Source organism: Fimbriimonadaceae bacterium (genome assembly GCA_019638775.1).
In the GTDB taxonomy this organism is placed as follows: Bacteria; Armatimonadota; Fimbriimonadia; order Fimbriimonadales; family Fimbriimonadaceae; genus JAHBTD01.
The window spans coordinates 195,353-209,564 of record JAHBTD010000003.1 but is presented as its reverse complement, the minus strand read 5'-3'; the positions used below and the strand labels follow the sequence as shown (position 1 = coordinate 209,564).

Genomic DNA, 14,212 nt, shown 5'->3' with positions numbered 1-14,212 from the left:
TCGTGCCTGCATGCAGGTTCACTTCGGTGTCGACCAACTTCAGGCGGAGTGGCCAAAAGCTCTTGTCTGTGTGGGTACGTTCGATGGGGTCCATCTCGGACACCAAGCGGTCATACGGCAGTCGGTGAGCCACGCCCGCGAAGCCCAAGAGCCCGCGATCCTCGTTACCTTTGACCGACATCCCGCTGCCGTTCTCGCACCCGAGCGTTGCCCACCTGCCATCGCTTCAATCCCAGCCAATCTGAGAATGTTTGAGAGCCTGAGCGTTGCCGTCACCGTCATGCTCCCCTTTACGTACGATCTAAGCCAGACCTCCGCCGAAGATTTTTATCAGACAATCTTGGTGAATAAGCTGCGAGCGAGCGCGATAGTTGTCGGACACGACTTTGCATTTGGGCACGGGCGTCTTGGTACCGCAGAATGGCTCAAGGAGCGTATCGAGACCACCATTGTCCCTCCGTTTGAGCTTGATGGTTTGCGGGTAAGCAGTAGTGCGATTCGCGCTGCGATTTTGGATGGGAGGGTTGAGCATGCCAGACGCTGGCTGGGGAGACCGTTCGAGCTATTTGGCGTGGTTGTGCCGGGACAGAGATTAGGTCGGACGATCGGCTACCCCACTGCAAACCTCGCTCGCTCATTCAATCAAGCAGTTCCTCGCGATGGCGTCTATGCCTGCGAAGCCCAAACCGATTTTGGCGTTTTCCGTGCTGCCGTTGGTATCGGCGTCCGCCCAACCATCGAATCCGATGGGCAGCGAACAATCGAAGCCTACTTGCTTGATTTCCCCGGAACCAGCCTATACGGAACATCAATGTCGCTTAGGTTTCTAAAAAGACTTCGCAACGAAGAACGATTTGACTCCGTTGAAGCGTTAAAAGTACAGATGGAGAGCGATGTGGCATTAGCGCGCATCGCTGGTTAATCGATGAACAAAAGCAAGCTGTTCTGGATGATCGCTTCGACGGTAGCTGTTGTCTTACTTCTCCGATTCGTCGTTTTCGCGCCCCAATCCTCCGACAAAGAGTTGATCCGTGCCGCTCTAGCAGAGGCTGTTCTCGCCGGAAAGGAAGGCCGCCCTGGCAGCGTTGTTGACCTGATGAGCAAAGAGATGACGGTCAATGACTCCATGCAGGTCAACATGTCCCAAATCGCCCGATACGTCCGAGAAAAGAAGCCTGACGTCGAGTTTTCGAATCAAGAGCCTTCCATCAATGGAGAACGCGCTTTGATCACCGCTGATGCAAAGGTGAGCTTTGGCCTCCCAGGAATGGCGCTCACCGTCAAAAATGTCGAGATGGAGTTTGAAAAGGAAACGACAACACGATGGCTCATTATTCCAGGCAAGCAATGGCGGCTTAAGAACGTTCGTGTACCCAGTGAATCGCTTGACGAACTTGCCGGAACAGCGTCCGGGTTCTCGGGATTTTCGGGGTTCTAAGACACTCTTCAAATCGTATAGAATAAGACTCTGAGCGGGTGTAGTTCAATGGTAGAGCGCGACCTTCCCAAGGTTGATGTTGCGAGTTCGAATCTCGTCACCCGCTCCAGGAAATAATTCGGTCAGCTACCGCGATCGGCAATCACACGACATTCGTGGGGGTTAGGCTGGCGATGGTTTGCGGAAACTCTTCGATGATGGCTTCGCAAATGGCATGAGCATCCGGCTGGAGCCCATGATGCCCGTCTGTAGATTGGGAAATGGCGGATTCCAGCGCATCTATAGCCTTCGTCTGACCCGATGCGATTGCCTTTAGCCAATCAGCGCCTTGAGCGTCCGATAGCTTCAGGTTGTGGCCGTTCATTCTCACAAACGCGAGCAGGCCAATGAATGCGGTTGCCTCGTTGCCCGCTTCCAGCGGAGCCATTTTGAGGAAGCCTTCGATAAATCGTGCCGCTTGCCCTCGCAAGTTTTTCGATGCGCCGTAGCCGTACTGATAAAAAGTGGCCTCTTCTAACTTGGCATACGCAAAGGTCTGGACCTTTTTCGTGACTTGGTAGTTGATCCACAGAACGTCCTGAACGGTCAGATAGTGCATCGAATCCATCGCGGTTAAGGATACTCGATTCGGGTTCGAGGACAGTCCTAAATAGGGTCAGCGGGAGGGTCACACGACGGTCAAAGATGCCCCAATCAAAGAATCTTTGTACTTATTTGACGGACTTGCATGCAAACCGTTGGCAAACGCCAAATCCTGGGATACGCTAATCCTGCTCAAGATGTTCTGCAGACTGCAGAGTTCACCCCAAGGGGAGGCGGTGAACGCAACATCAGGCCGGCACGCTTCGCGGCAATCTCTTTCAGAGATTGGTTTGGGGAGTGTCGGCCCTTTTCTTTGTCTAAGTGATGCTGCGGCTCTGGGTCGGCACACCCGGCAGGATGACGTCGGCAACCGCAAACGAACGCCGGATATCCTGCAAACAGACCTTGGCCCGCTGACCGATGTAATCCTGGGCTTCCATCAGTTCGATGTAGTACCCGTTATCGGTCCAACCCACGATCTTGTTGGTGGCTTCAAAGGCGGATCGGCGGACGTTGCATTCGACCACCTGCGCCCGTCGATAGCCCATATACTTCCGCTCAACCTTATCGAGTGTCGTTGAGGTGATTTCGTACTCCTCGTACTCCATGTCGAAGTTTGCACGGATGAAAATGCCTCGTCGCATCTCGTGCTCCATCTCTTCAACGTTCTCGCCGTCTATGCCGATCAGAGCCTCGACTACCGCAGGGTGGCATTCGACAAGGAATGCGTTGCCCGGGTCGGTGATCTTGCGCCACATATCACGCTCAATCCAGATTGAAACCGTCTCCTTTGAAGGAATACGACCGCGTCCGATGCACATCGGACACTCTTCGGTCGTTGACTCCGTTACTGATTCGCCTGTTCGCTTGCGAGTGATCTCAACTAGTCCAAGGGAAGAAATCCGGCCCACACGCGTTCGTGCACGATCCCTCGCGAGCATGGCCTTAAAATGCTCAATGACTCGCTTGCGATCCTCTTCCGACTCCATGTCGATAAAGTCGATGACGATGATGCCACCGAGGTCGCGCAATCGGAGTTGACGGCAAACCTCTTCTGCGGCCTCAAGGTTTGCGCGGAGGATCGTGTCGTTGAGCGACGTCGAACCCACTTGCTTGCCTGTGTTGATGTCAATAGCAGTGAGGGCTTCCATCTCGTCGACAACGAGGTAAGCGCCGGACCGAAGCCAAACCTTATGCTGAAGGAGCCTGTCTAACTCATTCTCGATCCCGTAGGCATCAAAAATGGGAGCGTCCTTGTCGTAGAGATCAATCTTGTCGCGCAAGTTGGGGGCGACCAAACTACTGACGAGGTGAACCTTTTCGTACTCGTCGGGATCGTCCAGCACCATCCGGTCCATCTCATCGCCAAACATGTCGCGGATGGTCCGGTAAAGCAAAGTCTGATCTTTGTGAACCGATGCTGGAGCATGGACGCGCTTGGCATTCACCATGACCTGCTGCCAGAGCTGGACGAGATAATAAGTATCCTGCTTCAGCTCGGTCTCAGTGCGGCCTTCGCACTCGGTGCGCATGATGAGCCCGTACCCTTCCGGACAGATCTTCTCGCCGACCCTTTTCAGGCGATCTCGCTCGGACCGGTCTTCGATTTTTCGGCTCACTCCAACATGCAGAGCCTCGGGCATCAGCACAACGTAACGGCCTGGCAAAGAAATTCTTGTTGTCACGCGAGCGCCTTTGGTGCCGCGAGGGCCCTTCGTGACCTGAACCATCAGCTGCTGGCCAGATCGGAGAAGGTCAGCGATCTTGCGGCGTCGAAGCTCAGATCGCTTCATTGACGCGGGGGAGTTGTCACTCAAATCCTCAGGAATAATGTCGGCAACGTAAAGGAACGCGTTTCGCTCCAGGCCGATATCGACGAAGGCGGCGTCCATGCCGGGGAGAACATTCTGTACGATTCCCTTAAAGATGGAGCCGACAACGCGCTCTTCTCGCTCGACGCGATACTCCATCAAGTTGCCGTCTTCAAGCATCGCGATGCGTGTTTCACGATCGGTGCAGTTGACAACGATCTCGACCTTTGGGTTGAGTGCGGGAGTTCGAACGACCGGAGTTCGTCTGGGTTGCCGAGTAGATCGCCCTGATCGGGCAGTTTGCTTTGTCTTGTTTGTGGTGCGCTGATTGCGCATGGTATGCCTCAAATTCGTTATAGTTTTTGGCGGGCAGGGGATTTAGCGGAGATCGTTCCCCGAGCACGAGAGGTCTGGTTTTGGCCGAAATCGCTACAGTCCTCAATCGCACTCTTCTTGTGCCAGTCGTGTGCATTCTACCTGTCAACCTCCATCCTCATTTAGGCCCAGAATTCGGCGGTATATTGAGTTCTCTCCATGCCTATCTACGAATACCGATGCCAAGCCTGCGGAAAGCGGTTTCAAGCGTTGATCGGCATGACCGCCGAACCTGACGACGAAGCCTGTCCCCACTGCGACAGCCGTGACGTTGCCCGTCTCGTGAGCCGTTTTATACGGGGCCGTTCGGAGGATGCTCGGGTTGACGAGATCGCCGACCATCTGGAAACGATGGGGGAACCAGACAGCCCCTCACAAATGCGAACTCTTGCCAAAGAGATGGGCAAGGCCATGGACGACGACATGTCGGAAGACCTTGAGGCGATGTTCGAAGCCGATATGGAGGGCAAGCTCGACGATGAAGAGTAAGCCCGTAGGCCAGATCACAGTCGTTTGCGGAAGCATGTTTGCGGGCAAATCCGAAGAGCTGATTCGCTTGGCTCGCAGGGCACTCTACGCCAAAAAGAAGGTTCAAGTCTTTAAGCCAGTCATCGACGCCCGTTATCACGAATCCATGGTCGTCACCCACATGGGCGTCAAACTTGAGGCTATCCCCGTGTCCTCCATTGCCGAACTTGAGAACAAGATTGCTCAGGAGTCACAAGTCATCTGTATCGAAGAGGCACAGTTCTTCGATGACTCCATAGTTGATCTATGCGTCGAACTTGCCGACAAGGGGAAGCACGTCGTCTGCGCCGGGCTAGACCAAGACTTTCGCAGGAAGCCATTTGGCCCGATGCCCAAGTTGCTCGCCGTAGCAGATGAAGTCATTAAGCTTCGTGCGATCTGTGTGAATTGCGGCAATCCCGCGAGCCACACCTACCGGATCGTTGACGGGCAGCCAGCGCACATTGACGATCCCATTGTTCTTATCGGCGCCACCGAGAGTTACGAGGCCCGGTGTCGGAACTGTTTCAAACTTCGGGGCGTACGAAAGCGTAAGCCTGATTCGAAGGATGACTCGGAGCAGTGAGTCTGCAACTCGATATCATCCTTGTCCGTACTGGTGTTTTCCACAGCTTTCGTCCCAAGGTGGAAAGATTGTTGGCGCGGTTTCGTCTCTAGGGTGGCAAAATAACCTGAACACCGAACTCACGGGAGCTTTCTGGGGAACATTATTGTGGACATCTTAAGAATGCTCGAACAGCTCAACGATATGGCCGTCGAGCGGCCGAAACAAATCTTGGGCACGAAACTTTACTGGGGCCTCGATCAAGAGGAGATCCAGATGCAGATCGCCAAGATCCGCGCCTCCCTGCCTACCGAGCTGAAGCAAGCAGTAGCGCGCGTTCGCGAGTCCGAAAGGATCGTCGACACCGCCAAGCACGATGCCGACCAAACGGTTGAAGTGGCTCGGCGTGAGGCTGAACGTGCCTTGGCTGACGCACGGAAAGAGGCTGAGCGCATCATCGCCGAAGGGCGCGTGGAGGCAGATCGCGCGATCGAGCAGGGCAGACAGCAGCAGGAGCGTATGGTCTCTGAGAGCGAAATACTAAAGCTTTCAAAGGCGCAGGCCGAAGAGATACGAAACTCCGCCGACAAAGATGCTGCAGCCGTGCGGCGCGGAGCAGAAAACTACGCCTACGACGTGCTCTCCAAACTTGAGGGTGTTGTCGGCAAGGTTGTCACCGCGATTGATCGTGGCAAAGCTGAGCTTGACCGCCCGATTGAACCCGTTGCTTTAGTCAATACGACACGCGAACGTACCAGAGTGTAGGAAGTCTTAGTGCGGCTGTCTCACCATTGTTAGCCAAGGGAGAGACAGCCGCCATGTCTTACAAGCCCGACACTCCGATTAAGCAGTAAACTCAACCCGATGCGATTAACGCACATGGTCAATTGCGCCGGTTGAGCGAGTAAGTTGGGCCCGACCCAACTGTCGGACGTGCTCCGACGACTCCCATCCGTGACTCACCCTGGCCTGCTCGTGGGTTTTGAAACCCGGGACGATGCGGGTGTCTTCGCGCTGTCTGAACATCAAGCTCTGGTCCAGACAGTCGACTTCTTTACTCCCATCGTTGACGACCCTTATTCCTACGGAGCGATTGCGGCGGCGAACGCCCTGAGCGACATCTATGCCATGGGAGGCAAGCCCTTAACGGTGCTCAATATCGCTTGCTTCAACCCCACCGCCGCCCCACCTGAAGTATGGGCCGATATTCTTCTCGGCGCATTCGAGAAGACTGTGGAAGCCGGAGCGGTTGTCATGGGTGGGCACAGCGTTGAAGACGATCAACCCAAGTTTGGCATGGCCGTAACCGGGCTTGTTGACCCCAAAAAGATGTTCACGAACGACACTGCTTCTCCAGGCGACAAGATCTATTTAAGCAAACCGCTTGGAACGGGCGTCGTTACAACAGCCGCCAAGTCCGACGACTGCACAAAGGAAGAGCTTGACGAAGCCATCCGCTGGATGTCCACCTTGAACAAGGACGCCAGCGAAAGGGGTGCTGCCGCCGGTGTATCTTGCGCGACAGATATCACAGGCTTCGGTCTTGCGGGACACCTCTACAATATCGCACGAGCCTCAAGCGTTCACATCCAGATTGATTCAGCGTCCTTGCCGATCCTGCCTGGCGTGATAGGCATGATCGAGCGGGGGCATACGACGGGCGGCGCAAGAAAGAACGCAGAGTTTATTGGCAAAGCCTTGGACTTTCAAGCGGAAATCTCCGACACGATGCGAGCTCTCGTTTGCGACCCTCAGACCAGCGGAGGGCTTGCTCTCTTCAGCAAAACTCCGATCGAAGGTTACGATTGTATTGGAGAGGTCTTAAGAAGTTCAGAGCCAACGATATCGATCCGCTAATCTGTGTTAGCATACGATTAGGGTAACGGTATGTCGCAGGGCAAGTCTCCAGTTGTACAAGTTTGTATCGGCATAGCAGTTGGGCTTGGCATTATCAGCGGTGTCATTGGCTTTTTAGTATTGCCGGAGTACGCCACAGAACGAGCCGCGATCAACGCTGGTGATGAGCTTTTGACCAAAATAGCTCAACCCTGGGATGGACTGCAAATGTACTCATTGTTAGATCCCAAAACTCCTCTACCGTGGGCACTTGGGGGTTGCGTAAACTTTGCCTCCTCTATGGACAAGACCTATGGTTCTCTAAAGTCGGTAAAGGGTGAGATCAAGGACATTTCAAAACTAAGCGACATGAACGGACCCCACATCGACGCCCAGTATATAGGTGATGCCGAATTCGAAAAGGGACGAGTAAAGATTGGAATGACTTTGATTCAGCGCGATGGCAATTGGTACTTCAACACGTTCAGGATTAATCCGCCTGGCTCTTAGTAAGAGCAGTTGCAACTCAAGCAGTATGATGCTTGATTAAAGAAGACTTGGTCGGTCCCTCAGAACCTGAACAAGCAATACACGAGCGAAAACATTTTGTATTCTAAATTTCTTAGGCTAAGATAACGTAGCGTTTTTTGCGGAAGTTGATCGTGAAGCCAAGAAATAATACTCTAATTTGGGTCATAGTTGGAACATTAGCCTTCGGGTTTTGCCTCTTCATTGGAATCATTGGTTTTGTCTTATACAATCGAGGCTCTGCCGTAAGCTCAGCATATAACGTTGGCAACGACATCATGATGAAGATTGCCAAACCTTGGGATGCGCAGAAGATGGCGTCAATGGCCGACCCCTACTCAGCGAATCCGATGGTACTTGAGAAAGCCCAAAAGATTGCTGTCGCCTATGAAAAAGAGTTTGGGGCGCTGGTTTCGATTAAAGGGGATATCAATAGCTATACCGATCTATTGGATGCCGGAGGTTCTTTCTCTGAGGCGGAGTACATAGGCGAAGCTCTGTTCGAGAAGTCTCAAGCCCAAGTGCTGCTTATTTTGACTAAGAGAGGCAGTAACTGGTACTTAGAATCGGTTAGCGTGATGGGGCCCAACTCAACGAAAGGCAGCCTGTGAGAAAGTCTGTTGTCAGTACTTTCGGATAGCGTGTTTGCGAGGTGTTTGCAACCCTCTGTGAAACCACACAGTCCGTCTTTTTGAAGCAATGCAAAAATCGAATGCGCTAGTCCTTTGGATCATTGCCGGAGTGCTTGTCTTTGGCTGCTGCGGGGTGGCCGCCATCTTTGGTGGAGGTGCCTATATCATGGCCAATCGTGGCGGCAAGGTCATGCAGGAGGCACAGGCCGAGGGTGACACCATCCTTAGGAAAGTCGCTCAACCCTGGAGCGCACAGGCAATTTTTGACATGCTTGATGAATCGGTCAAGGGTCGCTATACCTTGGAAACCATTCAACCGATCGTTGAAGAGCTCAACTCGGAATATGGATCAGCCGTTTCCTTCTCCGGCTCAACCATGGCCTACAGGTTTAAATCGACGACCGAGGAAGGCACCTACACTGAAGTGGCTTATTCTGCGGGTGTTGTCTTTCAAAAGAAGGTTGCGCATATGAACATGATTCTGCGCAAGCGTGGTGACAAGTGGTCGATTTACGATCTGAGGGTTTTGGACTCTACCGGGAGCAGCGAGACTTCCTTGTAGGTTCATTTGGCGTTCGCCTGTTGCACAACATTGACAAAAGTAATAGCATGAGAAGCAAGTTCTAATCGGAGACGCAGAACAATGTCCCTCGCCAAACGCATAATCCTCTGGTCGCTCATTCTCGGCGCTATCCTTATCGTTGCCGTCAATTATCAAACAATCAAGGATAAGATCGTCGGATTTAAAGACAACGCGGCATATATGCGTGAGGCGCGAGAGGCCGGGTCGAAGTACGTGGCCGACATCTTTACTAACTGGAACTTTGAGAACTTGCAGTCTGCTCTTGATCCGTCAGTTCAATCCTCGTGGAGCGCGCCCGAGAATGGTCAAAAATTCGCCGAGTGGAACGGCACCTATGGCTCCGTCACCCAAAAGCGTGTCAGCGTCGCCCTAAAGCCTGGGGAAGGCACCAAAGTCGATTTTAAGTACAGGGCCGAGATGCAGTGTGCCTACAAGAACGCACTGCTGGTACTAACGCTTCGACGCAACGGAGAGAACGACTGGAGGATTGTGGATATAGCCGTGGGCGATCTCCCCGCAACAGCCGAGCAGTTCAACTAACCCGTCCGTGCCACAATTCTAGGCAGATGTTCGACGAAACTCCTCAAGCGGCGTGGAACGCTCGCCTCGGCACCGATCCGCCCCCAGACCTTCCCGATCTAGGCAAGTTCTTAAACCACCGCTCTGTGCGCAAATACAAGCCCGATCCGGTGCCAGAAGCCACCGTCCAAGGCTTGATCGCGGCAGCTCAAAGCGCGGCAACGAGCAGCAATCTGCAATTGTGGTCCGTGGTCAGCGTACAAGAGCCGGAACGCCGCGAGGCGATTGCCAAGCTCTGCGCCGACCAGAGCCAGGTACGGGAAGCAGCTTGGTTCTTTGCATTCCTTGCCGATCATCACCGCCTCATCGAAGCGGCAAAACAAGTAGGTGAAGACCCGGCAGGTCTGGACTACGAAGAGTTCTTTATCATGGCCTTGGTCGATGTGGCCCTCGCCGCAGAGAGGATGGTCTGCGCCGCCGAATCGCTTGGATTGGGCATCTGTTATATCGGTGCGATGCGCAATGATCCGCCCGGAGTCCAGCAACTCCTAAATCTCCCCGAGCACGTCTTTTCCCCGTTTGGGCTTTGTGTCGGTTGGCCCGAGGAGCCCTTGACCGCTGAGATCAAGCCCAAGCTCAGCCCGGATGCCGTTTGGTTCCGTGAGGCTTATCAAAGCGATGTGGATGTGTCCGAATATGATGCGCGGATGCAGGCGTTTTATGAGAGCCAAGGCATGAAGGGAGAGGTGACCTGGTCGATGCGGTCGGGCAAGAGGGTCAACGGCAGCGAGCGAAGCATGTCTGGGCGCATGGTGTTGAAGGAATTTATTCAGAAACAGGGATTTGCAAAGAGGTAGCGCTTATGGAGTGCGGCGTTTCAGCGCCGCTTTTGGCGCAGGAAGGATGCCTGCACCCTGACGTCAGCAGCGAACTTTAGCAGCGTAGAATCCCTCCAGTTAGTGAGGGTTTTATGCTGATCACTACAATCGTTGCATGCGTCGCCGTCGCCGTAAGTTCGGGCAATCCCGGACCTGCGCCTGCGGTTGCTTTCAAAACGGAACTGGAGACCAGCCAGCAGTCAAAACAGTTTAAGAAGATCCGCGTTAGTCGAACAACCGCCAACTCCGTCTATCGCACACTAGTTAAAGTGATCAATCAGGCAAACCTTGGGTCTGTCGATTTCATCAGTCACGACCCAACCGACAACAGCATCATCGCCCGAGGCAATGAGGAGGACTTGAAGGCTCTTGAAGAGCTGGTCAAGCGGTTCGATGTCGAGCCCGTCAAAATCCAGCTTGATATAAAGCTCGAAGTAAAGGATCGGGATATCGTCGAAAACATGTCGCTGATCGTCAACAATGGTGCGCTGGTGAGCCTAGACGACCGTGCGAACGGCCTTCACATCAGCATTGAGCTCCGCAGCGAAACAAAGGGCGAAGTGATGGCAAAGCTGACTTGGCATGATGCCAAAGACCAGCACAGCATCGACTCAGTCATGACCCACCAAAAACCGCGGGCGGTTTTCGACTTTACGGACAAGGCTAAGGACAAGAGCGACGCCCCACGCGTCATCATCGACTTCAAGAACCTGCTGCCCGCCAAGAAAGGCTAGCCCTGCATTGCCTTCAGTTCGTCCAACCGCTCTCCGGTAGCGATCCACTTCTCCGTAGCTTCATCGACGGCTTGCTTTAGCTCACCATGCCTTTTCCCGAGCGCGTGAAAATCGGCATTGGGGTCAGGGTTCGCCATTTGGCTTTCAAGCTTGGCAAGGTCCGCCTCAGCATCGAATACGGCTTGTTCAGCCTTGGCCAAGGCATCCGTTTGCCGCCCTATCTCCTTGCTAATCTCATGGGGGGACAGGGTTGGGCGGGCTACGCTTTGTTGTTGCCGTGCCTGTTTGGATTCGGCAACGACGGAGCGTTGCCCTCCCGACCGTGCCCGGTAGTCGTTAAAGCCGCCGGGATACAGCTTCGGTCCCGACGGCTGGAGGTCAAGAATGTTGTTCGTGACCTCACCGAGCAACCAACGGTCGTGGGAGACCAGAATCAACGTCCCCTGATAGTCCTTCAACACCTTTGCGAGAGCCTCACGCGAAGCTATGTCCAGGTGGTTAGTCGGCTCATCGAGAATCAACAAGTTGGGCCGCATCACCGTGATTGCCGCGAGTTGGAGCTTGTTCCGTTCTCCTCCGCTGAGCGTTCGAACCGGGCGTAACGCGTCGTCATCGGAGATCAGAAACCTGCCCAACACTGTCCGAGCTTCGGCGGCTCCAAGGCCGCACACGTCAACCAATGTCTCCAAGGGTGTCGCCTCAGTGTCCAAATCTTCGGCGTCCTGCCGAAACCAGCCCACAACGACCTTTGTTCCGGTTCGAATTGAGCCAACCGTCGGAGGAAGCTCACCCTGGGCAATCTTGGTCAGCGTGGATTTTCCACTCCCGTTCGGACCGATGATCCCCCATCGCTCCTGCCAGCGCACCGTCCAATCCAGGCCATGAAAAAGCTCTTCATCCGGGAAGGCAAAGCCTAATTTCTTTGCTTCGAGTACGATATCCCCACTCCGTGCGACCTGGGCAAACCCCGCCGCCATCGCGCTTTCCTGCTGTGGCGTTTCCGCCATCTGCGACTTGAGCCGGTTCATGAGCTTTTCGCGACCTCGGGCTTGAGCGGTCCGCTGGGAGTTCATAAACCGCCGCACAAACTCATCCATCTTCCCGATTTGCTGTTGCTGGCGTCGGGCTACCTCTCCTTGTCGCGCAATCTCTTCGGCCTTCAGCACCTCAAAGCGGTCGTAGTTGCCCACGTAGGTCTTTGTCTTGCCCTCGGATAGTTCGACGACGTGCTCGGCGGTGTTGTTGAGGAATGTGCGATCGTGCGAAACGATCAGCACCGAACCGCGATACTCCCGAATCCACCCTTCCAGCCACTCGGCCGCGTCCATATCCAGGTGGTTCGTTGGCTCGTCGAGGATGAGAACATCGGGCTCTTCGAGAAGTAGTCGCGCCAGGTTAAGACGCGTCCGTTCGCCCCCGCTTAACATCGAGACCCGCTTTTCAAATTCACTGGGCTTGAAGCCAAAGTGCTCCAGCATATTCAGAACTTGCCGCTCGGCATCGTAGCCGTCCTGCTCGATAAAGTGCTCATGAAGAACCGAATACTCTTCCAACTCTTCCGGGGTCGGGTTGTCCTCAATTCGCACCTGAAGTTCATCAAGGCGGGTTTTGAGGTCAAGCAAGTGCTTCCGCGCCTCCGAAGCCGCCTCCAAGACGCTTTGATCGGGCTCATCGTCGTGCTGCTGACGAAGGTAGCCCCAGCGCGCGCCCTTTGCCCACGTAATGTTGCCGCCGTCTTTGATTTCTTCCCCGATGAGAATGCGCAGAAGCGTTGTTTTGCCAGCCCCGTTCCGCCCGACCAAGGCGACTTTGCTGCGATGGTCCAGGCGAAACGTAGCATCCCGAAGTATTTCATCGGGGCCAAACGCTTTTTGGATGCTGGAGACGTTGAGCAGCACGGGGCTCATTTTACCGGCGAGCCTGTTGGGACCCTAAGGCTTACGCAAACTCACAAGTTCGGCTATAATCTCTCCACCAACTTTTCGGAGGTGCCAAAGATGATGAAAACCAAACTAAACACAACCGCCTCCAACAGCGCAAACCGTTGACACGCGCTGATTGAGGGCTTCTCGCCCCCTTATTTCCACGCCTTACTACAGCCTTTTTTGGCTGCCCGACAATGCCCAAAGGGGTCACTATGTCCGCTAACACATTATTGAAATTCCGTGAATTAGAAACGTTGGAAGATTGGGAAGTTGCGATCAAGATTCGCAACACCAAGGAGATCTATTCTCCCATTACCGTCACTCAAGCCAAGTCTTGGAGGGAGATGCAGCCCGAGGGGACCTTCTCAAAGCGGCTGCTGATGTTCGATGGAGATAGAGCGGTTGCTTACGGCACCGTTCACGAGGCTTATTGGCAAGAGGTCGAAAAGATTTATAACGTCCAGGTCTCTTGTTTGACGGAGCCTGGCTACATGGAGCGACACGCGGAGTTTTTCGAGAAGCTCTCGGAGATTGCCGTTGCCGAAGGGGCAAAGCGAATCTCTTCACATTGGCGTTCCGACAAGCCAGAGTTTGGCGATTGGTTCGAAGGTCAGGGCTTTAGCGTGACTCTCAAGTGCCCCGGAAGCAAACTTGAACTCGATGAGTTTGATCCTTCGCGGTTCTCTGGCGCTATCGAACGTGTCCAAAAGCAGGGCATTGAGCTGATTACGCTCAATCAGTTTAAGGACCGCTATCCTGACACTTGGCAGCATCAGTATTGGCGGTTGGATAGCGACCTGATGAGCGACGTGCCGCTTCCCGAGCCCTGGAAGGACACGCCTTTTGAGGCCTTCTTGAAGCAACTTGCCGACCCCGCCCTTGACTACAACTCCCTGTGGGTTGCGATGGATGGCGATGTGGTTACCGGTGGGACGCAGATTCACCCGAATCTTGTCGATTCTAAGCTCGCTACCACGGGCTTGACGGGGATGCGACGGGATTATCGACGTCGTGGGATCGCCACCGCGCTGAAAGCGAACTCGCTCGCCTGTGCGAAGAGCAAAGGGATCAAGACGGTCACGACGGACAACGAAGAGAACAATCCGATGTATCAGCTCAACCTGGACCTCGGGTTCAAGTACTTCACCGATTACATCCTGGTCCAGAAGATGCTGTGACCTTGCCTTTCTCCCCCTCCTCGTCAACGCCGAAGGCTTGATGAGGAGGGGGCAAGGGGGTGGAGTTCCGGTTGGCCACGTCGCTGTCGTGAAAGGGACGATTAGCCAAGAAAAAGAGCCC

Annotated in this window: 16 protein-coding genes and 1 tRNA gene; 14 read left to right on the top strand and 3 right to left on the bottom strand. The window is 54.2% G+C overall.

Annotated features, from left to right (window positions below):
• Window positions 1-10: 10 nt before the first annotated feature.
• The 3 genes from KF784_12570 (at window position 11) to KF784_12560 (ending at window position 1,547) form a co-directional block, all read left to right on the top strand.
• On the top strand, window positions 11-922 hold the full coding sequence (locus KF784_12570) for a bifunctional riboflavin kinase/FAD synthetase (protein MBX3119892.1): 912 nt from the start codon (window positions 11-13) through the stop codon (window positions 920-922).
• A gap of 3 nt (window positions 923-925) precedes the next feature.
• Window positions 926-1,438, top strand: coding sequence for a hypothetical protein (locus tag KF784_12565; GenBank protein MBX3119891.1), 513 nt, complete (start codon window positions 926-928; stop codon window positions 1,436-1,438).
• A gap of 34 nt (window positions 1,439-1,472) precedes the next feature.
• Window positions 1,473-1,547, top strand: a tRNA-Gly gene (locus tag KF784_12560).
• 33 nt (window positions 1,548-1,580) lie between these two features.
• On the opposite strand, the gene KF784_12555 is transcribed toward KF784_12560, so the two are convergent.
• Together KF784_12555 and KF784_12550 are read right to left on the bottom strand one after the other, a co-directional pair.
• Window positions 1,581-2,045 carry a hypothetical protein gene (locus tag KF784_12555; protein ID MBX3119890.1) on the bottom strand — a complete coding sequence of 155 codons (465 nt, stop codon included), beginning with the start codon at window positions 2,043-2,045 and terminating at the stop codon, window positions 1,581-1,583.
• Between the two features lie 292 nt (window positions 2,046-2,337).
• Window positions 2,338-4,167, bottom strand: a complete 1,830-nt coding sequence (locus tag KF784_12550; protein MBX3119889.1) for an Rne/Rng family ribonuclease — start codon at window positions 4,165-4,167, stop codon at window positions 2,338-2,340.
• Between the two features lie 198 nt (window positions 4,168-4,365).
• Between KF784_12550 and KF784_12545 the strand changes: the two genes are divergently transcribed.
• From KF784_12545 to KF784_12500, 10 genes are all read left to right on the top strand, one after another.
• Window positions 4,366-4,695 carry a zinc ribbon domain-containing protein gene (locus KF784_12545; GenBank protein ID MBX3119888.1) on the top strand — a complete coding sequence of 110 codons (330 nt, stop codon included), beginning with the start codon at window positions 4,366-4,368 and terminating at the stop codon, window positions 4,693-4,695.
• Window positions 4,685-5,299, top strand: a complete 615-nt coding sequence (locus KF784_12540) for a thymidine kinase (protein ID MBX3119887.1) — start codon at window positions 4,685-4,687, stop codon at window positions 5,297-5,299. The genes KF784_12545 and KF784_12540 overlap by 11 nt, the downstream gene beginning before the upstream one ends.
• A gap of 162 nt (window positions 5,300-5,461) precedes the next feature.
• Window positions 5,462-6,043, top strand: a complete 582-nt coding sequence (locus KF784_12535; protein ID MBX3119886.1) for a hypothetical protein — start codon at window positions 5,462-5,464, stop codon at window positions 6,041-6,043.
• Window positions 6,044-6,211: 168 nt separating this feature from the next.
• Complete coding sequence (gene selD, locus KF784_12530) at window positions 6,212-7,135, top strand: selenide, water dikinase SelD (protein MBX3119885.1); 924 nt, start codon at window positions 6,212-6,214, stop codon at window positions 7,133-7,135.
• 30 nt (window positions 7,136-7,165) lie between these two features.
• Entirely contained in the window at window positions 7,166-7,624 is a 459-nt protein-coding gene (locus KF784_12525; protein MBX3119884.1) for a hypothetical protein, read from the top strand.
• A gap of 296 nt (window positions 7,625-7,920) precedes the next feature.
• Window positions 7,921-8,253 carry a hypothetical protein gene (locus tag KF784_12520; GenBank protein ID MBX3119883.1) on the top strand — a complete coding sequence of 111 codons (333 nt, stop codon included), beginning with the start codon at window positions 7,921-7,923 and terminating at the stop codon, window positions 8,251-8,253.
• 88 nt (window positions 8,254-8,341) lie between these two features.
• Entirely contained in the window at window positions 8,342-8,836 is a 495-nt protein-coding gene (locus KF784_12515; protein ID MBX3119882.1) for a hypothetical protein, read from the top strand.
• An 81-nt stretch (window positions 8,837-8,917) separates the two neighbouring features.
• Window positions 8,918-9,397, top strand: a complete 480-nt coding sequence (locus KF784_12510; GenBank protein MBX3119881.1) for a hypothetical protein — start codon at window positions 8,918-8,920, stop codon at window positions 9,395-9,397.
• A gap of 26 nt (window positions 9,398-9,423) precedes the next feature.
• Window positions 9,424-10,233, top strand: a complete 810-nt coding sequence (locus tag KF784_12505; GenBank protein MBX3119880.1) for a nitroreductase family protein — start codon at window positions 9,424-9,426, stop codon at window positions 10,231-10,233.
• 113 nt (window positions 10,234-10,346) lie between these two features.
• Window positions 10,347-10,988 carry a hypothetical protein gene (locus tag KF784_12500; protein MBX3119879.1) on the top strand — a complete coding sequence of 214 codons (642 nt, stop codon included), beginning with the start codon at window positions 10,347-10,349 and terminating at the stop codon, window positions 10,986-10,988.
• Here KF784_12500 and KF784_12495 read toward each other — a convergent pair.
• Complete coding sequence (locus tag KF784_12495; protein ID MBX3119878.1) at window positions 10,985-12,886, bottom strand: ABC-F family ATP-binding cassette domain-containing protein; 1,902 nt, start codon at window positions 12,884-12,886, stop codon at window positions 10,985-10,987. The two genes, KF784_12500 and KF784_12495, sit on opposite strands and share 4 nt — an antisense overlap.
• Before the next feature lie 239 nt (window positions 12,887-13,125).
• Between KF784_12495 and KF784_12490 the strand changes: the two genes are divergently transcribed.
• Window positions 13,126-14,091 carry a GNAT family N-acetyltransferase gene (locus tag KF784_12490; GenBank protein ID MBX3119877.1) on the top strand — a complete coding sequence of 322 codons (966 nt, stop codon included), beginning with the start codon at window positions 13,126-13,128 and terminating at the stop codon, window positions 14,089-14,091.
• The last annotated feature ends 121 nt before the right edge of the window (window positions 14,092-14,212 follow it).